This is a genomic window from Rhodococcus indonesiensis (assembly GCF_047782815.1).
In the GTDB taxonomy this organism is placed as follows: domain Bacteria; phylum Actinomycetota; class Actinomycetes; order Mycobacteriales; family Mycobacteriaceae; genus Rhodococcus; species Rhodococcus indonesiensis.
This window is the reverse complement of the sequence record NZ_CP180630.1, coordinates 1,756,028-1,781,396: the sequence shown is the minus strand read 5'-3', so window position 1 is coordinate 1,781,396 and position 25,369 is coordinate 1,756,028. Positions and strand designations below refer to the sequence as shown.

Sequence of the window (25,369 nt, the reverse complement as noted above, 5' to 3'; positions counted from 1 at the left end):
CCCGCGCGCTGTCCGATTCGTCCGTCTCCTAGACGCGGACGGTGACGTCGGGGTTCTCCGGGATGCGGATCCCGGCCTCGGCGAGCCGCTGCGCGGTGTCCTCCGCGGTGTGCGGCCGGCCGGCGGTGGCGTAGCTGCCGGTCGGGACCACCGAGTGCACGATGGTGTCCGGGTAGACGTGCACGAGGTTGAAGCCCTGGGCGCCGTCGTGACCGCGCTGGCACCCGGCCGGAACGTTGAGGTCCTGGGTGTAGCAGGTCGACGAGGCCACCGAGACGGGGATGCCCGCGAAGGTCGCGGTCGTGGTGTAGTGCAGGTGCCCGGCGAGGATGGTGCGCACGTCGGTGTCGCGCAGCACCTCGGCGAGGCCGGCCTGGTCGCGTAGTTCGACGAGCACGGCCTGGTCGAACACACTGGGCACCGGCGGGTGGTGCATGGCGAGGATGGTGCCGAAGGGCGCCGACGTCTCGAGTTCTCGCGCCAGCCACCTCAGCTGTTCCGGCGAGACCTCGCCGTGATGGAAGCCGGGCACCGAGGTGTCGAGGGTGATGATGCGCAGGCCGTTGATGCGGTAGACGCGGTCGACGGGCCCGGTGGACGGCGCCTGGTCGAGCAACAGCTCCCGGAAGGCGGCGCGGTCGTCGTGGTTGCCCATAGCCCACACGATCTGCGCGCCGAGCGCCTCCGCGACGGGCTCGACGAGGCCGCGCAGCTTCGAATAGGCGTCGGGCTGGCCGCGGTCGGCGAGGTCGCCGGTGAACACGAGCGCGTCGGGCTGCACCCCGGAGGCGCGGATGTCGGCGAGGATCTGCTGCACCCGGGCGTCGGCGTCGACCGTGCCGTAGAGCAGTTCGTCGCCGCCGACGAGGTGGGTGTCGGTGATGTGCAGCAGGGTGTGCGACGGCCTCGGGTATTCGGCTATTCGCTCGGCCCCACGAGGGCTGCCCATGATGTCTCGCTTCCGTTCGCCGACGTGCTCAGGGGCACACGTCGAGTATGACGATAGTCGAACGGGTCGAGGTTGCCCTCGGACACCCCGGAGTCGACGCGTCGGCGAACGGGACGCGAACGTCGGGTGCCGTCAGGCGAGGTGCAGCCCCAGCGGCGTCGATTCGGGCTGGTCGAGGCGCCAGAACGTGTCGCCGTCGCAGGCCTCGGTGTCGCCGCTGAGGTAGCTGGCGATGGCGATCGCGGCGGTCGTCGGGTCGGGAAACCGCCGCCCTTCCATCGGGCCGGCGGTGATCTCGAGCGCGCGGGTGACCGGGTCGAACCGTCCCTTGACGCGGTATCCGTCCCGGTCGGCGACCACCGGCAGCCGCAGGTCCTCGACGACCTCGGGTTCGGCCGACTCGCGTGCCTTGCCGGCGCTCGCCTTGCGTGCGCGGTTGCGGGCGCGTCGCTCCTGCTCGGCCTCGGCCGCGTCGTCGTCGGTGTAGCGGGTGGTGTCCTTGGCGGGTGTCAGGCCGAGCAGGTCCCAGCGGTCCTTGCCGTGGGCGACGCTGCTGAGGGGGACGGCATGGCTGCCGGTGAGCGTCCGGCCGGGGGCGTCGGCCATCCACAGGTCGACCTCGGCGGCGATGCCCGCCGCGACCTCGTCGGAGGGCAGCACGAAGTACTCGGCCGGGTCGCTGCCCAGGTCGACGAACACCCAGAACTGCGAGCCGGTGTCGTCGGTGTCGGGCAGGGCGTCCTGCCGTCGCGCCTGCCAGTCCCCGTCGATCTTGGTACGGACACGCACGATGCAGCTGTCCCCGTCGACGCCCCACACCTGGACCGGGTTGCGCGGCAGGTCCTCGAGCCGCTCGGCGCGCCCCCCGCGCTGGATGACCTCGGAAATGAAGGCTTGTATCCCTCGACCGGCAGTGTCGTGCACTCGACTGCGTCCATTTCTGTGCCTGCGCCCCGCGCGCGTCGGTGAGCTGTGTTGCGACGGGTCCACGCGGCACGACTCGGGTTTCTGCACCCACAGTACGTGTACGGGTTCGGCGGCCTCGGGACGCGTCGGCCCCCGGTGGGTCGAGCCGGGTGCCGCGGCGACCCTCGCGCCGCACCGGCGAAGAGTAATTTTGCCGACATGAGCACCTCGTGGCAGGACCCGAAGGCCGTGAACCTGATGCTCGACGACTGCGACACCTGGGCGGTCGTCGGGCTCTCCGGCAACCCGGACCGCACCGCGTACCGGATCGCGCGGCTGCTCCAGGAACGCGGCAAACGGATCGTCCCCATCCATCCGAAGGCGCCGACGGTGCTCGGCGAGCAGGGCTACGCGACACTCGCGGACGTGCCGTTCCCGGTGGAGGTGGTCGATGTGTTCCGCCGGTCGGAGTCGGCGGGCGAGTTCGCCGACCAGGCCGTCGCAGTCGGTGCGAAGGCCGTATGGTTCCAGCTCGGGGTGATCGACGAGGACGCGTTCGCGCGCACCACCGAGGCCGGGGTGGCGATGGTGATGGACACGTGCCCGGCGATCGAGTGGAACAATCGGCGCGGCTGACCGCCGCCCGAAGGTGCGGTGCATCCTTTGGGCTGGGCGGATTCATGCGGTCGTCGCAACGAGCATCTCGTCGAGGCGCTCGGCTGGAGTATGCCAGTGGAGCGTCTTGCGGGGGCGGTCGTTCATCTCGTCGGCAACGAACCGCAGGTCCTCGACGGTGTGGAGGGACAGGTCGGTGCCCTTGGGGAAATACTGCCGGAGCAGACCGTTGGTGTTCTCGTTGGAGCCGCGCTGCCACGGTGAGTGCGGGTCGCAGAAGTAGATCTGGACGCCGGTGTCCACGGTGAACTGGGCATGTCGCTTCATCTCGGCGCCCTGGTCCCAGGTGATGGACCGGGCCAGGGCGTCGGGCAGTTCCCGGATCTTGGCGGCCAGCGCGGTATTGACCTGCTCGGCCGAGTACCCGTCGGGCAGGTGCAGCAACATCACGAACCGGGTGGTGCGTTCGACGAGGGTGCCGATCGCCGACCGGTTGCCCGCGCCCATGATCAAGTCGCCTTCCCAGTGTCCGGGCACGGCTCGATCGTCGGCTTCGGCGGGACGCTGCGAGATGTGCACCATCTCGGGGATCCGGCCGCGCCGTTCGTCCGGTCGGCGTCTGCTCGCGCGCAGCGTTCGTTTCGTTCGAAGATGTTGTGTCAGCTCTCGTTTGAGTGCGCCGCGGGACTGGATGTAGAGCGAGAGGTAGATCGTTTCGTGCGACACGCGCATCTCCGCATCGTCGGGGAACTCGCGGATCAGGGAGTGGGAGATCTGCTCCGGCGAGTGGTTCCGTTCGAGCCGCTGCCGCACGAATCCGCGCAGCCGGTCGCAGGTGGCCAGCTTCGCCGTTTTCGGGCGGGTGGCGCGCTGCTGGGCAGCTCGGTGGGCGGTCGAGGCGATGTAGTAGCCGCGCTTGTTCGTCCCGCGGGTGATCTCTCGGCTGATCGTGGACGCGGACCGGCCCAGCGCCCGGGCGATCTCGTACTGCTTCGTGCCGGCCTGGAGCAGCTCGGAGATCGTCTCGCGCTCCTCGAGCGTCAGATACCGCCCCGACGGGGGCGGCGTCCGGCGGGGACGAACCCCACCGGACGCCACGATCCACCGCTGCGCCGTCGAGGACGACACGGCCGCGGCGCACGCCGCCTCCGTCGTCGAGGCACCCTCGCTACGGCATTGCCAGAACCTCAGCCGTGCGTGCTCCGGGGCCGGGGGTCGACCGATCCACACCATCTGCAACACCCTCCATCATCAGGGATGTTGCAACGACCGGTTGAATCCGCCCTGCCCTGGCCGCCCAAAAGACGCACCGGTGCGGCGGTGGTCAGGGCGAACTGCCGGCGAGCGCCGTCGCGACGGCACCGCCGAGCGCGACGTTGCCGCGGTACACCTCGACGTTGACATCGAGGCTGCGGCCGCCGGTGGCGTGGTGGAAGTGGTCGAGCAGGAACGGCGTGGTGTCCTTGCCGGCGACTCCGGCCGCCGCGGCACGCTCCTCGGCCTCGTGCAGCACCCGCGCGTGCAGGCCGGGGTCGAGCTGAGCGTCCTCCGAGACCGGATTGGCAAGCAGGATGCCGGCTTTCAACCCCAACGCGTCCCGGGCGCGGACCAGGTCGGCGACTTCGGCCGGCGAGTCCACGGAATGCTCGAGGGGGCAGCCGCTGTCGCGGATGTAGAAGCCGGGGAAGGTTCGGGTGCGGTAGCCGACGACGGGGATGCTGAGGGTTTCGAGCCGTTCGAGCGTGGCCGGGATGTCGAGGATGGACTTGACGCCGGCGCTGACGACGAGGATCGGGACGGTGGACAGGGCGACCAGGTCGGCGGATTCGTCGAAGGTGCTCTGTGCGCCGCGGTGCACGCCGCCCAGCCCGCCCGTCGCGAAGATCTCGACTCCGGCGCGGTGCGCGAGCAGGGCCGTCGCGGCGACGGTGGTGCCGCCGGACAGTCGTCGTGCGACGGCGATCGGCAGGTCGCGGACACTCAGTTTCGTCACGGTCTGTGCCGTCGCGAGTTCGGTGATCTCGTCGATGGACAGTCCGACCGTGGGTACACCGCGGAGCACACCGATGGTGGCGGGGACGACGTCCGCGTTCCGCAATCGCGCCTCCGCCTCGAGCGCCACCTCGAGGTTGCGCGGGCGCGGCAGGCCGTGGGTGAAGATCGTCGATTCCAGGGCCACCACCGGCCGGCGGGTCGCGACGGCGTCGCGCACCTCGTCGGATATCCGGATCACCGGGTCCATGCGGCTCCTCTCGTCGCCTGCAGCGTACCGGCGCGCCGCCGCGGGGCCGGTCGTCTCAGAGCAGTTCGCCGAGTCCGCACACCGGCAGGTGAATCCAGCCCTCCCGCACCGCGACGGCGTGCTGCGCCGCATCGGGCCGGGCGGTTCTGCGGCGGGCTGCCGCTCGGGCGACGAGGCCGGCGACGACCGCATCGAACGCGTCGTCGGAGTCGACGCACAGGTCCCGGAAGCCGCCGAGCGTCAGTCCCGGCAGGGCCTCTTCCAGCGCGACCACCGAGGCGGCCCGCACCTCGCGGTTCTTCGCACTCTTGTACCCCTTGAACGGCAGCCCCCAGATCTGCAGCGCCGCAGCGGGATACGCCTCGACGACCGCGCCGTCGACGCGGTCGACATCCACTCCCCCGGCGTCGAGTTCCGCGAGCAGGCCGGCGCACCGGAGCGCCACGTGGGCGATGAGATCCGCGGACACGCTCAGCGGGACGATCCCGGTCCGGGCATGCACGACGCGGTCGGTCGATCGTCGCACCAGCGGCAGCCGTCCGGGCCGACTGCTCAGGGCGCGTTCGCGCGAGTACTCGAGGCGGTGGTGCGCGCCGACGAACTCGACGAACGCGTCCGGCCAGCCGAAGGGCGCGTCGATCCCGCTGCGGTCCGCCGCGGCGATCGCGGCCACGATCTCCGGGTCGGTCGCGCCGAGCCGCAACTCCTGCACCGTCGCGGTGCCGTGCTCCCACGCGAGGGTGGCGACCGCCGTCTTCGCCGGCTCGGCCGCGAGGTCGACCCCTACCGTCTTCACGAACGTCACGGTATCCGTAGCCCGTCCCCGGAGCTTGCACCCGTACTGCGCACCTTACATCCCCTCCGTCCCGCCCTAACGGGTGCAAGCACGCCACAAGGGGTGCAAGCTCCGGCACATCGTCCGGCGGGCAGACAGCCGTGGACTACGTCCCGCATCCGTGCCACGGTGGAGGCGGATATCTCTTCCAGGAGGTGCAACATCATGGAGCACACCCAGCAGAACAGTGCCGCCCAGGAATGCCCGGACTGCCATGCGCTCGCCGCGGACCTCGCGGCGCACAAGCAATGGCACTCCCGGGTCGTTCACGACCTGGCCCTCGCCGTCGAGAAGGAAGTCGATCGACGGACCCGGACACCCTGACCGGGACCGCTCCCCCGCCCGGTTGCGTCAGCGGAAGGCGTCGCCCTTCGTCGTGAGCGCCTTGACCCGTTCGACGATCCTGTCCTGCAACTTCTTCGGCGTGCGCCAGCGCATGGCGAGGCGGTCGTAGTCCATCGCGTGCTCGGCGACGATGTCCTTGAGCTGCTCGACGTCGAGGGGCGCGAGCTTCTCGCGCAGGCCGGTCTCGCCGCCGTCGCGGAACGCGGCGAACGGATCGAAGGGCCCCGGGGCGCGTTTGCCGCGCCGCGCGGCGGGGACCTTCCGCGGTGCCGGGGCCGCGGGCGTCGGCGTCTCTCCCGTCGCGGCGAGCGCCGAGGCGAGAGCATGCGCGAACCGCGGGGTGCGGGCGGCCTCGTCGGCGATCACCTGCACCAGCCGCACCAGGGCGGTCGCGGCGGCGGGGCTCGAGTCCTGCAGTCGCAGCAGTGCGGCGCTCGCCTCCCCGATCTGCAGGCGCAGGCGGGCCGCGTCGCGGTCGACGGGGCCGGTCACAGCAGCACCTGTGCGTTCATCAGGACGTCCTCGGTCAGCATGCGCAGGGCGTCGAACTGCCCGGAGTTGCCGTACTTGCGTTTGAGGGTGCCGTACGGGACGAACTCCGCGGACTGCGCGATCTGGTTGGCTTCGGGGATCCACGCCGGCACGACGTTCGCGATCCGCTCGTCGCGCTGCAGCTGTTCGATGATGCTGCGGTGCAGGTTCGACGCACTGCGGTACTTGGTGATGACGAGCCCGATCTCGCGGATGGGGTGCCCCGTCCGGTCGGCGAACGCCCGGACCCGGGTCTGCAGCTGGGGAATGCCGTAGGTCGACAGGATGTCCGGGATGGTGGGGACGAGGTAGCCGTTCGCGAGCCGCAGGCCGTTCTGGGTGAGCATGCCGAGGTTGGGCGGGCAGTCGACAAGGATGTAATCGTACCGGTCGGCGATCGGGGTGATCGCGTGCAGCAGCACCTCGAGGGGCCGGGTGGACTTCGGGTCGGCGTACTGCTGGTGACTCAGTCCCTCCTGGATGTCCATCAGATCCAGCGACGAGGCGAGCAGGTCGACGTTCTTCACGGCGCGCACGGGTGAGACGTTCCGCTGGAGGGCCTTCTCGATGTCGAAGACGGGGGCGTCGGGGTCGACGGCGCCGCGGAACAGCGTGGCGAGGGTGCGGTCGAGCTGGTTCAGCTCCTGCCAGCGCTCCTCCCCGATCATCATCGTCGTGAGGTTGGTCTGCGGGTCCAGGTCGATCAGCAGCACCCGCTGCCCGAACTCGGCGGACATGAACTCCGCCAGGGCCGCCGTCGTCGTGGTCTTGCCGACGCCGCCCTTCAGATTGATCGTCGCGATCACCCGCGCCACACCACACCCCCTCGCTACTCGTTCGCTCAGCAAAGTACACCGGGACCGGGACGAATCCGGCGCCGGGCACCCGCGCACCCCCTAGATTCGAGGCAGTCGGCGACGGGAGGCCGCGTGCGCGAGGGACGGTGGCGGCGCTGGTGGCCGCTCGCGGCCGCGGCGGCGCTCGTCGTGCTGCTCGCGGCGACGAATGCGGTCCCGACGTGGCCGGGGCTGATCCACCTGGTGGCGCTGCCCCCGCTGGATCAGTTCGCCGACCTGCGGTTCCTGCTGTCGCGGGCGCCGTCGTGGCCAGTGTTCCTGGTGTTGTTCGCCGCGGTGGCCGCAGCGCGGGTCGCGCTCATGGCGTGGCTGCTGGGCGGTCTCGATGCCCGCCGCCTGCGGTTCGCGGCCCTGTTCTACACGGTCACGTTCGGCCCGGTGCTGCTGGCGGCGTTCGCCGACGCCACCGCCTACGCCGTCCTGTACTCCCGGCTGTTCTGGCCGGCCGTCGCACTGGTCGGGATACTGGTGCTGACGCTCGGTCCGGTTCCGTGGCAGGGCACCGTACGGCTGCGGGTAGCGCTCGCGCTGACCTGGCGGCGGGGACTGCGCGTCGAGGTGCTGGTGCCGTACTGCGCGGTGGTCCTGGCGCTGGGCGCGGTGGCCGAACGGATCCCTGCCCTGACGGTGCCGCTCGTCCCGGTCTCGGCCGTCGCGACCGGCCTGGCGATCCGGGCGATGCACCGCCCGGCGATGCGCCGGCCCGGGGCGGCCCTGAGCGCGTTCGTCGCGGCGCTGGTCGCCGCATCGATCGTGTTCGTCGCGACCCGCGGGTACGAGGAGCCAGAACCCGGCCCGCCGCAGCCGGGTTCACTGCTGATCCTGTCGGGGATCAATTCGGCGTCGGGCCGGGGCGCGATCCACGCGACAGACATTCACCGCCTCGGCTACACATGCGAGCAGGTGTACTACTTCTCCTACGCCGGGCCGGGCGACGGGCAGCCGCAGCGCGACGCGACGTGCCCGATCCGCACGGGCGCCCCCTACGGGCCGAGCGATACCCAGCGGCCGTTCCAGGAACAGGTCGATCTGTTCGTCGAGCAGGCGTCCGGGCTGCCTCGTCCGCTGGTGGTGGCCGCGCATTCGCACGCGGTGTGGGTGGTGTGGGAGGCCGTCGCCACCGGGCGGGTCGAGGTCGACGCCCTGCTGCTCGTCGGCCCGTTTCCGAGCACCCCGACCGGCTACCCGCCGCCCGGCGTGAACCAGCCCGGCCGCGTCTTCGCCGACCTGCTGCGCCTCGCCGCACCGGCCACCGACCTCGTCCGGTTCCACTTCGACCCGGAAACTCCGGCCGCGCGGGAACTGCTCGGCACGGCGGGAGCCGCGGAATCCGTCCTCGCTCGGCCGCTTCCCGGGGCGGTGCGGGCCTCGAGCCTGCCCTCGGCCACCGATCTGCCGCTGATGCCGGACGGTCGGGAGCTCGACGTCGAGCGCAACGAGTGTCCCGCCCGCGTCGCCCACCCGTACCTGCCCAAGTCGGCGGCCTTCGAGGACGCGACCATCCGCTTCCTGAACGGCCGACCTCCCCCACCCTGTCCGCCGTGGCGGGACTGGGGTGCCGTGCTCGTGCGGCCGTTCGGGGTGCCGGCCGGGCAGGCACTGCGATGATCCCGAATTCCCGGCGACGATCGCCGCCGGGGGGGGATATTCGGAGGAGGCCACCACCAAAGATCGCGGAGTACCCATGACACTGCTTCCCCGCCCTGGTCTGTCGGCGATCGTGACGGTTGCCGCCGCCGCACTCCTGTCCGTGTCGATGCCGCCGAACGCCCTGGCCTTCGCGCCCGACATCCACGGGAGCATCCTGCGTGCAGCGCTGCCCCCGGCCACCGCCGACGGGGGCGTCGACGAGCCGGCGCTCACCGAGATCACCGGAAGTCTCCTCACCGGCACCGGCAACGAAGGCAGCGACCTGTTCCAGGGCGACGCCTTCCGGCACTTCGACAACGCCGCGCGGCCGGCGGACGTCTGCGACCGTGCCCGGGACGCGTGGAACTTCTTCGTGCCCGCCGTGATCGCCGGCGCGCAACCCGCCGGGCCGCCGGACTTCCGCACCACCGCGAACGGCTTCGGCGCCCGCAACGCCTTCGGCGGTCTGACCCACGCCCTCGCCGACTTCTACTCTCATTCGAACTGGGCCGAGCTGGCCGTCGCCGCGAACCGGGCGCCGGGGCTCGCCCCGCTCTTCCCGACGTGCGATCCCGCCGCCCTTCCGGCCGGCCTGCACACCGGGTTCTTCGAGCTGACCCCGGCGAACGGTCTCGACGGCTGCCCGAGCGGTCCACCTCCGGCCGGGTCGTCCGTCCCGCCGAGCGAGGGCCCGCCCGCCCCGCCTGCCCCGTTCGAGGAGTGTCACCTGACCCTGAACAAGGACGATCCGGGCACGCTGCGCGGTCGTGAGCCGGTCCCCGGGTATCCCGGCACGACGTATCACCAGCTCGCGGTGCAGCTCGCCGTCGAACACACCACCGCGCTGTATCGGGAGGTCCGTGGTCTCGTCGCCGGTTCCGTCCCCGGCGGTGTCGACGGAGAGTGCGTCACCGACAACCTGTTCCGGGCCTCGCGGTTCGCGCCCTGCGCGGTCCCGAATACCACTTCCGTTATTCCCGAACGTGTTTCGGGTCAGCCGGTCGGCATTGCGCCGGGTCCGCCGGCATAGCGGTGCGACCGGCTCCGCACCTCACCTCATCGCTGCCACCGCGGCCGGGGTGAGACCGTCCAGGCCGGGCAGCACCAGCCCGGCGAGGGCGAGCGCATCCGGGTCGGGTGGGTACCGGGGATGGGGAATCGCGATCACCCGCATGCCGGCCGCCGCCGCCGACCGCAGCCCGTTGCTGGAATCCTCCACCGCCGCACACCGGGCCGGGTTCGTCCCGAGTCGCTCGGCGACGGTCAGGTAGATGTCGGGGGCCGGCTTCCCCCGCGCCACCCCTTCGGTGGACAGCGCCACGGTGAACACGTCCCCCAGCGCTGCGGCGTCGAGCACGGCCTCGATCAGGGCCTGCGGGGACGAGCTGGCCAGGCCGAGCGGCCACCGCGCCGCCATCGCGCGCACCGCCTCGACCGCACCGGGGATCAGCGGCAGCCGGTCGGCGTAGCCGGCGCCCATGCGCTCGATGACCAGTGCCGCCACGTCGTCGGGCGGCAGATCGACACCGAGACCCTCGCTGAGATACCTCGCCCACTCCGGGGTGCTCATGCCCATCAACCGGCTCTGCGTGTCGTCGGCCCAGCGACCCCCGTACTCGGCCACGACCTGCCGGCGCACCTGTTCCCACAGCGGTTCGGAGTCGATCAGCACCCCGTCCAGGTCGAACACCACCGCTTCCACACCATCGTTGTCGGACACAGGCCCAGTCTCGGCCACCCCCGCCCGGCGGCAGGACACCGACACGCAGGCGATCGACAGCCGGCCCCGACGGATCACGCCTCGGGCGCAGTACCGGCGCGTATCGTTCTCCGATATCTGCACGTGCTCGTCGTGAGGGGGACGACCGTGAGCGAAACCGTAGGGCTGGTGGTGTCCGGAGCGGGCGCCCGGGGGGCGTACGAGGCCGGGGCGATCGCGTCGCTGCTGCCGCACCTGCCGAGGTCCGAGCGCCCGCCGATTCTGGTGGGAACCAGCGCCGGCGCGCTGAACGTCGTCGGACTGGCCGCCTTCGCCGGGGACGGGTACAAGTCCGCCACCCACAAGATCGTGAGCCTGTGGTCGACGGTGGGACTGGACGACGTCTTCGGGCCCGTCGGCACGCTCGTCGGCACCGGCCTGCGTTACCTCGGTCAGGCCGCCGGCCTGGACGTCACGCTGCCGAGCCTTCTCGACACCGAACGCATGCACGACCTGCTGTCGTCTCTCATCTGCTGGGAGGACCTGCACGCCAACATCCGCAGCGGGGCCGTCGGGGCGGTCGCGGTGACGGCCACCTCCGTCGCCACCCGCGGCACCGTGGTCTTCGTCGAGAAGCACCCGTCGGTGCCGCTGCCCGACTACGACGAACATCGCAACATCAGCTACGTCGAGACGGAGCTGTCCGTCGAGCACGTGTTGGCCTCGGCGGCGGTGCCGGTGCTGTTCCGGCCCGTCCGGGTCACCGAACCGGCGGCGTGGGCGGGCTGGTACGTCGACGGCGGTCTGCAGCTCAACACGCCATTGAAGCCGGCTCTCGCCCTCGGAGCGGACACCCTCGGAGTCGTCGCGACCCAGCCGCGGCACTGGATCGAAAGACCTGCCGCCGAAGTCGCGCCCGGCGACGACGAGCCGCCTGACGTGTTCGGTGCCGCCGCACTGGTCCTGCGCGCCGTCCTCTCGGACCGCATGATCGAAGACCTGCACCAGCTCGAGGTCCGCAACGACCGGCTGATGCGCATCCGCGCAGCCGGCGTGGACAGCGCGGAGGTGACCTCGGATCGGGAGATCGGGGTGCGGTTCGCGGGTCCGTCGCTCAAGCAGGCCTACGACCTCGGCCGGCTCGCCTACGACATCTACCGCGAGAAGGGGGCGGGGGTGGGCGGTCTGCGCCATCCCTGGCTGTCGGTGCTGGGCCGACTCGTGGGAGGAACCCGCGAGGACCACGGCGACCTGCTGAGCTTTCTGCTCTTCGACCCGGACTTCACTTCCGCCGCAGCCGAACTCGGCCTCGCGGCACCGCACGAATAACTGCGGGGCTCACCAGGCCAGGTATGCGATGGTGCGCAGCATCTTCCGCCCCATGACGAATGTGATCGGTTCCATCAGCGTCGGGCCGAACGCGAGCCGGCTCCCGCGCGACGGACCGTGGCGTCCCCGGCCGTGTTCGACCAGGCGGGTGCCGCCGTCCGGACCCGGATGCAGGTGGAACGACCACAGGAACGCGTCGCCGGTCTGTTCCGTCGCGCCGTGCAGGACGAGTGCGCGGTCCGGTTCGAGCAGCGCGACGGTGAGCGGCGGGGCCTTCGGGTGCTGACGGATCGGGTCGCCGACGGCGAGATGCTGCAGGTCCGGGACGATCTCGGTCGCGTTCGTGATGCGGCAGCCGATGAGGTTCTCGAGGCCCTCGTAGCTGTAGAAGCCGCCGCGGCCCTGGCCGATCTGCACGATCCACGGCCACACCCGCTCCGGCGGCGCGTCGACCGTGACGGCGCGGGTGAAGCCCCAGTCCGGTGCGGGGACCAGGTCGTCGCCCGGGTACTGCGCGGCCAGCTCCTCGGCGGTGGCGCCCCAGGTGGTGCGCCACCGCCGCAAGGGCCGGGTGGTGAGCAGGTGGAACGCGATGAGCAGAGCACCGCCCACCGAATCGGACAGCGAGCGCAGCCGCCCCATCAGTCTCCCGGATTCGCCGTCAGCAGCACCTTGAGTGCACCGGTCTCGGCGGCCCGGCCGAACACGTCGTAGGCCTCCTCGAACTCGTCGAGGGTGAACCGGTGGGTGATCATCGGCGAGGTGTCGAGCTTGCCGCTGCGGACCAGACCGATCAGCGTCGGGGTCGAATGCGTGTCGACGAGCCCGGTGGTGATGGTGAGGTCCTTGATCCAGATGCTCTCGAGGTGCAGCGTGGCCGGCGCTCCGTGGACGCCGATGTTGGCGACGTGGCCGCCCGGCCGCACCAGCTCGACGGCCTGCTCGAACGTCGCCGGGACGCCGACGGCCTCCATGGTGACGTCGGCGCCGAGACCGTCCGTGAGGTCGCGGACGACGGCGGCGACGTCGTCGCGGCCGGGGTTGAGAGCCAGGTCGGCGCCGAGTTCGCGGGCCGCCTCGAGCCGGCTGTCGGCGAGGTCGACCGCGACGACGTGGCTCGGGCTCAGCAGTCGGGTGGCGAGGATCGCGGCGAGGCCGATCGGGCCGGCACCGACGATGACGACGACGTCGGCGGGACGCACGCATCCGTTGAGCACGCCGACCTCGTAGGAGGTGGGCAGGATGTCGGCGAGCATGAGCATCTGCTCGTCGCTCACCCCCTCGGGCACGCGGTGGGTGGAGTTGTCGGCGAACGGAACTCGCACGAGTTCGGCCTGGGTGCCGTCGATGAGGTGGCCGAGGATCCAGCCACCGCCGCCGAGGCACTGCCCGTAGCGGCCCTCGCGGCAGAAGCGGCAGCGGCCGCACGAGGTGATGCACGAGACGAGCACCCTGTCGCCGGGTGCGAGGTTCTGCACGCTCGGCCCGACCTCGACGACGGTGCCGACGGCCTCGTGCCCGAGGATGCGCCCGTCGGTGACCTCGGGGACGTCGCCGCCGAGGATGTGCAGGTCGGTGCCGCAGATGGTGACCGCGTCGACGCGGACGATCGCGTCGGTGGGGTCCGTGATTCGGGGGTCGGGGACGTCCTCCCAGGAGCGCTTGCCCGGACCGTGGAACACCAGTGCCTTCATTGGTTCGGCCCTTTCGCCGATCGGTGGGTGCCGGTTTCAGCGTCCCACCCGTGGCGCCGTCAGGAAACGGCCATTGGGCCCTACTTGGCGCTTGACACCCAGCCAGTCTCGATTACAGTGCATCGAGTTTCTGGGCTATTGATCCGTAGGTCCGGATGAGGCGCGAAGCGCAACCCTTCTATCTGAAGTCCACTGCGCGTGCGCCATACGAAATCCTAGTTCGACGGTAAGGACCGGATGCTGGCGCACCAGGCGATCATAGGCGGGCTTCATCTTCCTCGAGTTCACCAATTCCGCGACAAGGAGGATCTCAAAAGCAGCGGTAGTGATGATATCTACGTCCTTCGTGTAACCAACTACGGCCCTCGCCCCTGTCCGTCGGCAGAATTGTATGAGAACCTCGTCATCCGCTGCAAGAACTTGACACGACCCGAAGTGGATGATCTTCCCCGTACACCGCCCTGCCATCACCTCTTCCAACTCGGAAAAGGTAATGCAGTCCTTTCCGAGCCATAGTGTTTCCGGAGATCCGTGAAACGCCAGGAAGATTAAATCGAAGCCTTTGAAAGACTTTCGCATGGCTCTATCGAGATAGTGCTCCAGCTCTCCGCGCGTCGCGATATCTCGATGAATCAACCGGATCACTCCGCTTCGTTCGAGCAATTCGAGTGCCGGCTCCACACTTGTCCTCTCCGCGAGCCGTTCGCCCCACTCTCCTTCGAGACACAGAACTCCTGGAGCGTTTGCTCGTCCCACGACCTCGCCCTCCTTGGTGTTCCCCGCGCGTGTGTTCGGCGTTTACCCACCCACCGGAGCACTGCAAACCGAAGGACTACGGACCCGAGGACTGGATTCGGATCGCCGCTCCGTCCTCACTTGCTGACGCTTCGACCCTGGCGTCGGGGGTGCCGTAGCCGTCGACCTCGACGACGGGTGCGCGGTCGACGGCGGCGCGGACGACGGCGCCGTCGGACATGAAGACGAACAGACCCTGACCCGTGGTCTGCGGGAGGTTCTCCCACACGGTGCCGGTCAGGCCGAGGTCCCGGTTGATCGAACTCATCAGCAGGGGCATCGAGAAGCGGTACATGCGGTCCCACGACCCCGGCGGCAGCCCGGCGCCGTCGGCGACGGCGGCCAGGGTGCGCGGTTCGCCGCTCAGCAGAACCGTGTCGAACTCCGCTTCGAGGATCGGGTCGTCCTGCACCCGGACTGTGTCGGCGGCCCCACCGCATCCGGCGACGACGAACATCGTCGCCATCAGGGCGATCCCCGCCGCGTACGCCGGCACCGTCGACCTCCATGCCCTGCGCAGCACCGGTCACCCCCAATCGATTTCGCCCGAGAACGCGTGAAAGCTACAGCACCGGGCGCGGAAGGAGCAGGGCCGTCGGGCCACGTCGGAACGGTCGACGAGAAGGGCTGTGACCGCTGACAATCCGGCGGGACTACTCCCGCGCGGTGAGCTCCGCGATGTCGCCGTGGAGCTCCGACCGCAGCGAACCCATCAGCTCCGCGGCGATCCCGAACTGATCGCCGACGAAGTGGGTGTTGTCGGCCGAGAGCTCCCGCGCGCCCGAGCGGCCGATGAGGGAGTCGATCCGCTCGTCGAGGCTGGCGGTGCGGGCCTCGACCTCGGCGGTGCGCAGCTGCATCTCGGCGACGGTGAGCAGCTCGCCGATGCGCGCCAGGGCCGCCACCCGGTCGAGGAGCTGGTCCCACACCGGTTCGAGGGCGGCGATGCGCGCGTCGACGGCCGCGCGTGCGGACGGCGCGGCGCGGCGGGCGTCGGCGAGTTCGGCGAGCAGACCGCGCAGCGTGACGGCGTCGACGGCGATCTGGGTCAGCTCGTCGGCGAGATCGAGCTGGGACCGTTGCACCGCGAGATGCTCGGAGTGCCACGCGGTGGAGCCCTCGATGCGGTCGTAGAGGGTGCCGGCGAGGAAGAGCAGGGTGTCGTACCGGTCGACGAAGTGGTCGTCGTCGCCGGGCACCTGCCGGCCGAGGGCGTCGGCGGCGCGACGTCCCGCGGCGGCCGCGGCGGTGCCGTCGGACCAGCGCGTCACGCGGTCCACGGCCACGCCGAGCACGGCGCCGCGCACCTGATCGGCCATCTTCTCGGGGACGGGCGCGGGTGTGTGCTGCAGCGCCGCGAACAGGGCGTCGCGCTGGTGCGGGTCGAGGTGCACCCCGTCACGTCGTTCCCGCCGCACGGCCCGCACGCCCTGCGCGTAGTGCCGGCCGGAGACGGTGAGCGTGTAGTGCGCGTTGCGCAGCCGCTTGGCGAGCTCACCCGCCCGGTATTCGAACACCAGCCGGGCGGCCCCGGGGCGCAGGTCGGCGGCCCGCGCGGTGAGACGCGCGTGCTCGTCCGTGAGGTGCCGCAGCGCCCCGAATCCGCCGAGGGTGGGCAGGCCGCGGCCGATCCGCCGGCGCCGGGCCAGGATGTCGCGGGTCTCGTCGTCGAGGCGGCCGGCGGCCAGGCAGAGGGCGGCCGCGTCCGACAGCGGGGCGTGCCGGCCGTCGAGCCGGTGCTGCTCGCACCAGCGGCGCACCTGCGCGGCCATGCGCTCGCGGCGCTGCTCGGCCGGTTCGAACCCGACCGGGAACTGTGGGGCGTCGGACATCGGGACCTCCTCGTGGTGTCCGGACCTTTCCACTGTTCCAGAAATCCGGGTGGCGCGGCGGGGGCGCCGGTCAGGCGAGGAATTCGGTGACGGCGTCGACCGCGGCGCGCTGGGCCCGGCCCTGCCCGGCCGGGGTGCCACCGAACGCGATGCCGCCGGTCCACTGGGCGTCGCCGGGGAACATGCCGAGACGGATGAGGTGGCCCGCGTCCTCGACGGACAGGTGCCGGTCGCGGCCGTCGCCGCGGCGGGCGAGCAGTGCGCCCGCCATGTCGGTGGACGGCCACAGCTGGTCGTCGGTGCCGGTGATGCACAGGATCGGGGCGTCGACCTTCTCGGCCCGCAGGTGGGCGGGTTCGGGTGCGTCGCGCAGTCCCGCGCGGTAGGCGTCGGCCAGGCGCAGCAGCGACGGCCGGTGCCGGGCGACGTCGCGGCCGGCGCGCCAGGCGTTGCGGATCATCTGCGGCATCAGCGCGGAGCTGGGCAGCGGCGCCCAGGGCCGGGCCTCGCCGCCGAGGGTCCACGACGGGGTGTCCGGGATCTCGCCGTCCGGCCCGAGTCCCTGCCACGCGACGGAGCTGGGACTGATCAGCACCAGCGCCCGCAGTGGCGTCCCGTCGGCGGCGACGGCGGCGAGGAGCCCCTCGGCTCCCCGGGAGATGCCGATGGCGGCGACGCTGCCGATCTCGGGCAGGCCGGCGAGGTGGCGCAGCGCGCCGGTGAAGCGTTCGAGCGGTACCCCGGCCACCTCGGAGTTCTCGTCGAGCCACGAGTAGGCGAGGGCCAGGTGACCGTGCGAGGCGAGGACGGAGACGGTGGCGCGCTGGGAGTCGACGCCACCCTCGGAGCCGCCGACGCACAGCACCGCCGACCATCCGCGGGGCGGTGTCGGACCGTCCGGACGGGCGAGCAGACCGGGGCGGCCGTCGACGTTGACGTCCTCGACGATCACTCCCGGTGCGGCGTCGGCCCGGATCACCGTGCGACGCGCGGTGTGGGGTCCTTCGGTGACGGTGAGGGTGACCGGCCACCGGCCGGGCGGCGGGACGAACAGGTCGGGTACGCGGTCGGGTTCGTCGAACCGCATGTCCCACAACGGTTCGTCGACCACGTCGACACTGCCGTCGTAGGTGCGGCTGGACCGCCAGCGGGCGCCGAACATGTCGGTGCCCTCTGCGGTGACGGTGATCGTCGCGTCGGGCCGCGATCCGGCGACGGTGAGGCGGAACGGTTCGTCGTGCCGGGACTGCCGCGGTGCGACGAGGTGGACGCGGGCCGAGTCGAGGTCCGGCGGTGGTGCGGTCGGGGATTCGGGTTCGGGGTGCGGGTTGGCGGTGGCGGCGAGCGCGGAGTTCGTGTCGAACCACTTGGGGAACAGGGCCGAGACCAGCCCGGCCGCGCCCAGGACGACGAACGGGACGACCCAGTACCCGACGACGGACAGCGCGTCGGTCTCGTCGCGGACGGTGGCGTCTCCGTCGACGATCGGTGGGATCAGCGAGGATACGGTCATCACGGCGAAGGCGGCGGCCCACATCCACGTCATCGCGGTGGTGACGTACCGGAATCCGCCGGAGGCTGCGGTTGCGGGATCGACTGTCTCGACGGCGTATTCGCGCACGAAGGGCCGTCCGGCGAGGATGCCGACGAGGACGACGAGCAGCAGTCCGAGGTTGCCGATCGGTTGCAGCCAGCGTTCGAGGACGGCGTCGTCGAGGGTGAGGGTGGCGACGAGCAGCAGCGCGAAGACGACGACGGTGCCGACGTCGAGGGAGCGCCACGGCTTTCCGCGCAGGCGCTGCACGAGCGGACCGGCGGCGGCGAGGGCCAGGGCGGCAGCCACGGCGGTGACGAACCCGGTGTTGCCGACGAGGATCCAGTACAGGATCCACGGCGCGAATCCGACGACGAGGGACATTCGCGGATTGTCTCCCGCCGCCGGGACGCGTGGGGTCGCTTCCGCGATACGCCTCAGGACTTCACGGGTACGTAGATCACCGTGCGCACTTCCTCGGCGGGCGTGCCCGGCGGGCTCCAGTACTCCTCCCACGCGGTGCTCAGGTCGAGGTCGTGCCCCTCCCGCGCGGCCCACGCGGCAAGAACCTCGTAGGTGTGCTCGAGCGTGTCGTAGGGGCCGAGGTGGGTCTCGGTCGCGACGTCGCCGGCGGGCAGGTCGACCGGGACCACGTGCCCGTCGCCCTCGATCGGGGTGGAGACCTCGAAGCCGGCGGCTCCGTCGAAGCCGTCCTTGGTGAAGTTGCGGTAGTACGCGAAGGCCGGGCCGGACGGCGGCGTACCCGCGCCGGTGAGGTACTGCTCGACGGCGCCGTACGCCGCGCCGATGTGTTCACCGATGTGGGCCACGTCGGTGTGGAATTCCACGGCGGCCAGGTGCCTGGCCGGTGCGTGCACGATCTCGGGCATGCGTCCTCCCCTGTCGAAGCCTGTGGCCACGATAGGCGACCCACGGCACCGGTTCGTGAACTTTCGGTGGGCCGAATGTGACATCCGGTCGATGTGATCGAACCGGTGTGACATTCGGCCGAACCCGCGAGCGGTGACCGTGACAATCGTCACAGCGGAACACGGCCCGTTCGCATCTCCCCCGCGACGGTGCGACGGGACCACCGGCCGCCGGCGGATGCCCGTTTCATCCCGTTCGCGGCGTGGATGCCGGTCCGATACTGGGCAATTCACATAGGCGGGAGCGCTCGCAGACCCGGCGGCCCGCCGCCCGAAAGATCAACTGCCCTAATGTTACTGCCCGGTGTTACCGGGCGGTATTCGCGAGTGCGACGGGACCGGAGCGGCGTCACGTCCGAATACCGACCCGTAATTCGCTGTCCGCCAACATCTTCCGACGAACAACGCCGCGGGAACCACCGAACTCGGCCTGCGAGGCCACAAAACGTGACAAACCCTCATGTTTCCTTCATGCTGTTAGCGGAAGGATCGTCCCCACCGGGGGGCACTCGGCCGTCGACGACGACGGTCCGCGGGACGAGGCCGACCGCCTGTCCGCCGACTCCCAGGCACCCGCCGGGACAGTCGGTGCACACGTCCGCACGCATACGCCGACACGAGGAGCCGACCGATACATGTTCTTGCTCGCGTTATCAACCCGTGACGCGGGCCTCGGCATCGGTTAACTTTCTTCACTCACTGGCGAGAAGCTTCGACGAGCGTCGCACGAGCGCGCACAAACCTGGAGAACGGTGGCAACGAGTATGTTCAAACGGATCGCGGTGGTCAACCGAGGTGAGGCGGCGGTACGCCTCATCAGAGCAGTCCGGGAGCTCAACTCCGAGCACGACTACGACATCAAGACGATCGCCCTGCACACGGAGGCCGAACGGCGGGCGATGTTCGTCCGCCAGGCCGACGAGGACGTCACCCTGCGGCCGTCCACCACGGCCGCCACCCCCTACCTCGACCACGCCGAACTCGAGCGCGCCCTCGTCGAGGCCAAGGCCGACGCCGTGTGGGTCGGCTGGGGCTTCGTCGCCGAGGATCCCGCCTTCGCCGAGGTCTGCGCCCGCCTGAACATCACCTTCATCGGCCCGTCGGCCGAGGCCATGCGCCTGCTCGGCGACAAGGTCGAGGCCAAGCTGCTCGCCGAGAAGGTCGGCGTGCCGGTCGCCCCGTGGTCGGGTGGACCGGTCGAGACCCGCGCCGACGCCCGCCGGCACGCGCAGGCCATCGGCTACCCGCTGATCATCAAGGCCCGCTCCGGCGGCGGCGGCCGCGGCATCCGCAAGGTGTACTCCGAGGACGAGCTCGAGCTCGCCCTCGAGCGCACCCAGGGTGAGGCCGAGCGCTCGTTCGGCGACCCCGTGGTGTTCATCGAGCGTCTCGTCACCGACGCCCGCCACGTCGAGGTCCAGGTCATCGCCGACGCGCACGGCAACGTGTGGGCACCGGGTGTGCGCGACTGCTCCATCCAGCGCAAGAACCAGAAGGTCATCGAGGAGTCGGCCTCGCCGCTGCTGACCAAGGAGCAGGCCGACCACCTGCGCTCGGTCTCCGCCGACCTCGTGCGCGCCGCCGGGTACTGCGGCGCCGGCACCGTCGAGTACCTCTACCAGCCCGACCTGAAGATCTTCACCTTCCTCGAGGTCAACACCCGCCTGCAGGTCGAGCACCCCATCACCGAGGCCACCACCGGCATCGACCTGGTCAAGCTGCAGATCCTCGTGGCGTCCGGCGAGAAGCTGCCCGGCGACTGCCCGCCCGAGTTCGGCCACGCCGTCGAGGCGCGGCTCAACGCCGAGGACGCCGACAACGGCTTCGCCCCCGCCCCCGGCTCCGTGCAGCTGCTCAAGTTCCCGCTCGGCTCCGGCCTGCGCGTCGACACCGGCATCGCCCAGGGCGACGTCATCCCGCCGGACTACGACTCGATGGTCGCCAAGATCATCGCGTGGGGCCGCGACCGCGACGAGTCCCTGGCTCGCCTGCGCACCGCGCTGCGCGAGACCACCGTCGTCCTCGAGGGCGGCACCACCACCAAGTCGTTCCTGCTCGACCTGCTCGACCGCGACGAGGTGATCTCCGCCTCGGCCGACACCGGCTGGCTCGACCGCACCGGCGCCGGCACCGCCACCGGTCCGTCGCGCGTCGCCGACATCGCGCTGATCGCCACGGCCGTCGACGTCTACGACGCCGAGGAGACCCACGAGCGCGCCGCGTTCCTCACCTCCGCCCGCGGCGGCCGCCCCCGCGCCGGGCACTCCGTCGGCCGCAAGGTCGAGCTGAGCTACCAGGGCCAGGCGTACGAGCTGCTCGTCGGGCAGGTCGGCCCGCACCGCTACCGCGTCGACGCCGGCAACGGCGAACTCGAGGTGGACGTCGACCGGCTCGGGCAGTTCGAGTCCCGGCTCGTCCTGGCCGGCCGCCGCCACCACGTCGTCTCGATCGCCGGCGCCACCGGTTATCTCGTCGAGGTCGACGGCATCAGCCACCAGATCAGCCAGGACGAGGCCGGCGTCGTGCGCACCCCCGCGCCCGCCGTCGTCGTCGCCGTGCCAGTCGCGCCCGGCGACGAGGTCGAGGCCGGCCAGACGCTGGTGGTGCTCGAGTCCATGAAGATGGAGACCGCGGTGCGTGCGCCGTTCGCCGGCCGTGTCCGCGAGGTCCTCGCTGTGGTCAACTCGCAGGTCGACGCGGGCACGCCGCTGCTGCGGGTGGATCAGATCGCCGAGGAGACCGTCACCGAGACCGTCGAGCGCGTGCAGTTCCCCGCGCCCGCCGCCGTCGTCACCGGCGACGCCGCCGCCGACGCGCTGGCCCGGCTCGACGCCCTCGAAGCGCTCGTCACCGGCTACGACGTCTCGGGCAAGCGCACCGCCACGCTGCTCGCCGAGTACGACCGGCTGCGCAGCGAGACCGCCGGGAACTGCGACCTGGTGCGGGCCGAGCTGGCCCTGCTCACCACGTTCGCCGACGTGTGCGAGCTCTCGCGCAACCGGCCGACGCAGGACGAGGAGACCGGCGACGAGCGGGTGCACAGCCCCCGCGAGCACTTCCACGGCTACCTGCAGTCCCTCGACGTCGAGGTCGGCGGCCTGCCCGAGAGCTTCCGGGCCCGGCTGGCGCAGGCGCTGCGGCACTACGACGTCACCGAGCTGGACCGCACCCCCGAGCTCGAGGAGGCCGTCTACCGGCTGTTCCTCGCGCAGCAGCGCATCGAGACGCAGGTTCCGGTGGTCTCGGCGCTGCTCGAGCGCTGGCTCGCGGAGACCGAGGGACCGGCCGGCATCTCGCAGGAACTCAACGAGGTCCTCGACCGGCTCATCGTCGCCACCCAGGTGCGCTTCCCCGTCATCGGCGACGCCGCCCGCAACCTGCGTTACCGCCTCTTCGAGGAGCCGGTGATCCGCAAGGTCCGCGAGCAGGTGTACGACGGGGTGCGCGGCAGCCTCGCCCACCTCGCCGACAACCCCGGCGCCGCCGACTACGCGCAGCGGGTCGAGGCCCTCGTGGCCACGCCCGAGCCGCTGATCGACCTGCTCGCGCAGCAGATCGCCCGGCCGGAGACCGTGCCGGGGCCGCTGCTCGAGGTCATCACCCGTCGCGCCTACAAGATCCGCACGCTCGAGCAGGTGCAGTCCGACGTGCGCGGGGGCCGGCAGTTCGTCACCGGCAACTTCGATCTGCGCGGCACCCGCCTGTATCTGATCTCCACCGAGGGCCGGCACGCCGAGCTCGGGGCGGCGCTGGACGTCGTCGAGGAGTCGGCGCGCACCCTGCCCGGCACCGAGAACCTGGTGATCGACCTGTATCTCGCGTGGGACGACGCGCCCGCCGACGCCGACGCGCAGGCCGCGGCGCTGCACACGGTGCTGTCCGAGCGTGCGATCACCGCCTCCGCCCGCCGGGTCACGGTGACGGTGTGCCACACCGACCGCGCCGAGGAGCACGTCTTCACGTTCCGCCCGTTCGAGACCGGGTACGCGGAGGAAACCAACATCCGCGACATGCACCCGCTCACCGGTCAGCGTCTGGACCTGTGGCGGCTGAAGAACTTCGTCGGCACCCGCCTGCCGGCGAACCCGGACTCGTACCTGTATCACATTGCGGCGAACGAGAACCCGTCCGACGAGCGGCTCATCGCGCTCGCCGAGGTGCGGGACCTGACCCCGCAGCGCGACGAGACCGGCACGATCGTGGGGCTGCCCGCGTTCGAGCGGGCCCTGTCGAGCTGCCTCGACGCCATCCGCCGGTCGCAGGCCGGGCGCGGCAAGCGCCGCCTCGACGCGAACCGCGTGGTGCTGTTCGTGTGGCCCGAGGTGGACCTGAGCATCGACGACCTCAAGCGGGTCAGCCGTGGGGCGGCCCCGCTCACCGTCGGCGCCGGCCTCGAGGAGATCACCGTCATCGGCTGGTGGCGGGAGACCGCCGACGCCGAGCCCCGCGAGGTGGCCCTGCGGTTCTCGTACCGCTCCGGCGCCGGCGTGGTGGTGCGCGTGACCGATCCGCCGAAGGAGCCGCTGCAGCCGCTCGACGAGTACACCCAGAAGGTGCAGCGCTCGCGGGCCCGCGGCACCGTGTACCCGTACGAGCTGATCCCGCTGCTCACCGGCAGGAACGGCAGCTTCGTCGAGTACGACCTCGACGAGTCCGGTGCCGTGGTGCCGGTGCAGCGCCCGTACGGCCGGAACAAGGCCGGGCTCGTCGTCGGGCTGGTCACCACCCCGACGCCGCGGTACCCGGAGGGCATGACCCGGGTGGCGCTGTTCGGTGATCCGACGAAGGCGCTCGGCACCGTCGCGGAGGCCGAGTGCGCGCGGGTCGTCGCCGCGATCGACCTGGCCGAGCAGCTCGGCGCGCCCGTCGAGTGGTTCGCGCTGTCCTCCGGCGCCACGATCTCGATGGAGTCCGGCACCGAGAACATGGACTGGGTGTCGCGGGCCCTGCGCCGCATCATCACCTTCACGCAGGGCGGCGGCGAGATCAACGTCGTGGTCACGGGCATCAACGTCGGCGCCCAGCCGTACTGGAACGCCGAGGCGACGATGCTCATGCACACCAAGGGCATCCTGGTGATGACCCCGGACAGCGCGATGGTGCTGACCGGCAAGCAGTCCCTCGACTACTCCGGTGGTGTCTCGGCCGAGGACAACTTCGGCATCGGCGGCTACGACCGCGTCATGGGCCCCAACGGTCAGGCGCAGTACTGGGCCCCGAACCTGTCGGCGGCGGTCGAGGTGCTCTTCGGGCACTACGAGCACGCCTACCTCGCCCCGGGCGAGCGGTTCCCCCGCAAGGCCGAGACCGTCGACCCGGTCGACCGCGACGTGCGGGTGTACCCGCACGTGCATCCGTCGAGCGACTTCACGACGGTGGGCGACATCTTCTCCGCGGAGACCAACCCGGACCGCAAGAAGCCGTTCGACATCCGCACGGTGATGCGTGCGGTGGTCGACCAGGACCACCCGGTGCTCGAGCGGTGGGCGGACATGGCCGACGCCGACACGTCGGTGGTGTTCGACGCGCACCTCGGTGGCAACGCGGTGACGGTGATCGGCATCGAGTCCCGCGCGATCTCCCGCAAGGGCTGGTTCCCCACCGACGGACCGGACCAGTGGACCTCGGGCACGCTGTTCCCGAAGTCGTCGAAGAAGACCGCGCGGGCGATCAACGCGGCGAGCGGCAACCGGCCCGTGGTGGTGCTGGCGAACCTGTCCGGGTTCGACGGCTCCCCCGAGTCGCTGCGCAACCTGCAGCTCGAGAACGGCGCCGAGATCGGCCGGGCGATCGTCAATTTCGACGGTCCGATCGTCTTCGTCGTGGTCTCCCGCTACCACGGTGGTGCCTTCGTGGTGTTCTCCGGTGCGTTGAACGAGAACATGGAGGTGCTCGCGGTGGAGGGCTCGTTCGCCTCCGTCCTCGGCGGCGCCCCCGCCGCGGCGGTGGTGTTCACCCGCGACGTCAATGCGCGCACCGCGGCGGATCCCCGGATCACCGAACTCGAGGCGCAGCTCGCTGCGGCCGAGGACGGGGAGAAGGCCCGCCTGCGGGTCGAGCTGGCGACGCAGCGCACCGCGGTGCGGTCGGAGAAGCTCGGTGAGGTGGCTGCGGAGTTCGAGGCCATCCACAACATCCAGCGCGCCCAGCAGGTCGGCTCCGTGCATTCGATCATCCCTGCGGCGGGTCTGCGGCCGGAGATCGTCGCCGCCGTCGAGCGCGGCATGGCGAAGGTGCTCGCGCAGTAGCAGCACGACCCCGAAAGGGCCTCGCACCGATTCTTCGGTGCGGGGCCCTTTCTCGTGCCCCGAGGAGCCCGTCAGCGCCTCGTGCCGGCCGTCCCGGTACCTTCTCCGCCCGGGGCGGCTGTGCGACGCCCTGGGGGTATCCGGTCCAGTCGATCCGCTCGCCCATGCCCCCCGGATGAGGGTGGTCCAGCCCGGGAAAATTCGAGACAGTGAGCAAGCTCACAGGTTTGGGAACACGGGTGCGCGGGTACCGGTTTTCACCGCACACGAGCCCGGGCCGGGCCGCTACATGCACCTTGTTGGCACTCGGTGCTACCGAGCGGATGCCGCCACCACCGACGCGGTCTCCACGCACGTCGTGTCGAATATCGTTGTCATGCAGTACATTTGGAATCTACCT

At 70.9% G+C, this 25,369-nt stretch carries 21 protein-coding genes; 6 read left to right on the top strand and 15 right to left on the bottom strand.

Annotated features, from left to right (window positions below; genetic code table 11):
* Window positions 1-28 precede the first annotated feature (28 nt).
* Both ACM26Y_RS08410 and ACM26Y_RS08405 read right to left on the bottom strand, forming a co-directional pair.
* On the bottom strand, window positions 29-949 hold the full coding sequence (locus ACM26Y_RS08410; RefSeq protein WP_416063172.1) for a phosphodiesterase: 921 nt from the start codon (window positions 947-949) through the stop codon (window positions 29-31).
* 132 nt (window positions 950-1,081) lie between these two features.
* Entirely contained in the window at window positions 1,082-1,873 is a 792-nt protein-coding gene (locus tag ACM26Y_RS08405; RefSeq protein WP_416063171.1) for a hypothetical protein, read from the bottom strand.
* 201 nt (window positions 1,874-2,074) lie between these two features.
* Here ACM26Y_RS08405 and ACM26Y_RS08400 point away from each other — a divergent pair, with 201 nt between their 5' ends.
* On the top strand, window positions 2,075-2,491 hold the full coding sequence (locus ACM26Y_RS08400; protein ID WP_416063170.1) for a CoA-binding protein: 417 nt from the start codon (window positions 2,075-2,077) through the stop codon (window positions 2,489-2,491).
* A 42-nt stretch (window positions 2,492-2,533) separates the two neighbouring features.
* Here ACM26Y_RS08400 and ACM26Y_RS08395 read toward each other — a convergent pair whose 3' ends face one another.
* From ACM26Y_RS08395 to ACM26Y_RS08385, 3 genes are all read right to left on the bottom strand, one after another.
* A complete protein-coding gene (locus ACM26Y_RS08395) occupies window positions 2,534-3,703 on the bottom strand; it encodes an IS30 family transposase (RefSeq protein WP_414706348.1) in 1,170 nt (389 codons plus the stop codon).
* A 91-nt stretch (window positions 3,704-3,794) separates the two neighbouring features.
* Complete coding sequence (locus ACM26Y_RS08390) at window positions 3,795-4,712, bottom strand: pseudouridine-5'-phosphate glycosidase (RefSeq protein ID WP_416063169.1); 918 nt, start codon at window positions 4,710-4,712, stop codon at window positions 3,795-3,797.
* 55 nt (window positions 4,713-4,767) lie between these two features.
* Complete coding sequence (locus ACM26Y_RS08385; protein WP_416063168.1) at window positions 4,768-5,508, bottom strand: DUF429 domain-containing protein; 741 nt, start codon at window positions 5,506-5,508, stop codon at window positions 4,768-4,770.
* 204 nt (window positions 5,509-5,712) lie between these two features.
* Between ACM26Y_RS08385 and ACM26Y_RS08380 the strand changes: the two genes are divergently transcribed.
* Complete coding sequence (locus ACM26Y_RS08380) at window positions 5,713-5,871, top strand: hypothetical protein (RefSeq protein ID WP_003936233.1); 159 nt, start codon at window positions 5,713-5,715, stop codon at window positions 5,869-5,871.
* A gap of 27 nt (window positions 5,872-5,898) precedes the next feature.
* Here the strand turns inward: ACM26Y_RS08380 and ACM26Y_RS08375 are convergent, their stop codons facing one another.
* Both ACM26Y_RS08375 and ACM26Y_RS08370 read right to left on the bottom strand, forming a co-directional pair.
* Window positions 5,899-6,384, bottom strand: coding sequence for a hypothetical protein (locus tag ACM26Y_RS08375; protein ID WP_416063167.1), 486 nt, complete (start codon window positions 6,382-6,384; stop codon window positions 5,899-5,901).
* A complete protein-coding gene (locus ACM26Y_RS08370) occupies window positions 6,381-7,238 on the bottom strand; it encodes a ParA family protein (protein ID WP_003936231.1) in 858 nt (285 codons plus the stop codon). The genes ACM26Y_RS08375 and ACM26Y_RS08370 overlap by 4 nt, the downstream gene beginning before the upstream one ends.
* Window positions 7,239-7,352: 114 nt before the next feature.
* Here ACM26Y_RS08370 and ACM26Y_RS08365 point away from each other — a divergent pair, with 114 nt between their 5' ends.
* Window positions 7,353-8,888, top strand: a complete 1,536-nt coding sequence (locus ACM26Y_RS08365; RefSeq protein ID WP_416063166.1) for a hypothetical protein — start codon at window positions 7,353-7,355, stop codon at window positions 8,886-8,888.
* A 76-nt stretch (window positions 8,889-8,964) separates the two neighbouring features.
* Window positions 8,965-9,939 carry a hypothetical protein gene (locus tag ACM26Y_RS08360; protein ID WP_416063165.1) on the top strand — a complete coding sequence of 325 codons (975 nt, stop codon included), beginning with the start codon at window positions 8,965-8,967 and terminating at the stop codon, window positions 9,937-9,939.
* Window positions 9,940-9,960: 21 nt separating this feature from the next.
* On the opposite strand, the gene ACM26Y_RS08355 is transcribed toward ACM26Y_RS08360, so the two are convergent.
* On the bottom strand, window positions 9,961-10,629 hold the full coding sequence (locus tag ACM26Y_RS08355) for an HAD family hydrolase (protein ID WP_416063164.1): 669 nt from the start codon (window positions 10,627-10,629) through the stop codon (window positions 9,961-9,963).
* 168 nt (window positions 10,630-10,797) lie between these two features.
* On the opposite strand from ACM26Y_RS08355, the gene ACM26Y_RS08350 reads away from it, so the two are divergent.
* Window positions 10,798-11,937 carry a patatin-like phospholipase family protein gene (locus ACM26Y_RS08350; protein WP_416063638.1) on the top strand — a complete coding sequence of 380 codons (1,140 nt, stop codon included), beginning with the start codon at window positions 10,798-10,800 and terminating at the stop codon, window positions 11,935-11,937.
* Between the two features lie 9 nt (window positions 11,938-11,946).
* On the opposite strand, the gene ACM26Y_RS08345 is transcribed toward ACM26Y_RS08350, so the two are convergent.
* The 7 genes from ACM26Y_RS08345 to ACM26Y_RS08315 all read right to left on the bottom strand — a co-directional run bounded on the left by ACM26Y_RS08345 (window position 11,947) and on the right by ACM26Y_RS08315 (window position 18,682).
* Window positions 11,947-12,579 (bottom strand): hypothetical protein, encoded by a 633-nt coding sequence (locus ACM26Y_RS08345; RefSeq protein WP_003936225.1) that lies wholly within the window; start codon window positions 12,577-12,579, stop codon window positions 11,947-11,949.
* On the bottom strand, window positions 12,579-13,631 hold the full coding sequence (locus tag ACM26Y_RS08340) for a zinc-dependent alcohol dehydrogenase family protein (protein ID WP_416063163.1): 1,053 nt from the start codon (window positions 13,629-13,631) through the stop codon (window positions 12,579-12,581). Before ACM26Y_RS08340 ends, ACM26Y_RS08345 begins: the two co-directional genes overlap by 1 nt.
* A gap of 135 nt (window positions 13,632-13,766) precedes the next feature.
* Window positions 13,767-14,387 carry a DUF6642 family protein gene (locus tag ACM26Y_RS08335; RefSeq protein ID WP_416063162.1) on the bottom strand — a complete coding sequence of 207 codons (621 nt, stop codon included), beginning with the start codon at window positions 14,385-14,387 and terminating at the stop codon, window positions 13,767-13,769.
* A 76-nt stretch (window positions 14,388-14,463) separates the two neighbouring features.
* Complete coding sequence (locus ACM26Y_RS08330; RefSeq protein WP_416063161.1) at window positions 14,464-14,922, bottom strand: hypothetical protein; 459 nt, start codon at window positions 14,920-14,922, stop codon at window positions 14,464-14,466.
* Between the two features lie 157 nt (window positions 14,923-15,079).
* Complete coding sequence (locus ACM26Y_RS08325; RefSeq protein ID WP_416063160.1) at window positions 15,080-16,258, bottom strand: hypothetical protein; 1,179 nt, start codon at window positions 16,256-16,258, stop codon at window positions 15,080-15,082.
* A 70-nt stretch (window positions 16,259-16,328) separates the two neighbouring features.
* Window positions 16,329-18,176 carry an acyl-CoA thioester hydrolase/BAAT C-terminal domain-containing protein gene (locus ACM26Y_RS08320; RefSeq protein ID WP_416063159.1) on the bottom strand — a complete coding sequence of 616 codons (1,848 nt, stop codon included), beginning with the start codon at window positions 18,174-18,176 and terminating at the stop codon, window positions 16,329-16,331.
* Between the two features lie 53 nt (window positions 18,177-18,229).
* Window positions 18,230-18,682 carry a GyrI-like domain-containing protein gene (locus ACM26Y_RS08315; RefSeq protein WP_416063158.1) on the bottom strand — a complete coding sequence of 151 codons (453 nt, stop codon included), beginning with the start codon at window positions 18,680-18,682 and terminating at the stop codon, window positions 18,230-18,232.
* A gap of 803 nt (window positions 18,683-19,485) precedes the next feature.
* Between ACM26Y_RS08315 and ACM26Y_RS08310 the strand changes: the two genes are divergently transcribed.
* Window positions 19,486-24,969: a carboxyl transferase domain-containing protein gene (locus ACM26Y_RS08310; RefSeq protein WP_416063637.1), complete on the top strand. Its 5,484-nt coding sequence runs from the start codon at window positions 19,486-19,488 to the stop codon at window positions 24,967-24,969.
* Window positions 24,970-25,369 lie beyond the last annotated feature (400 nt).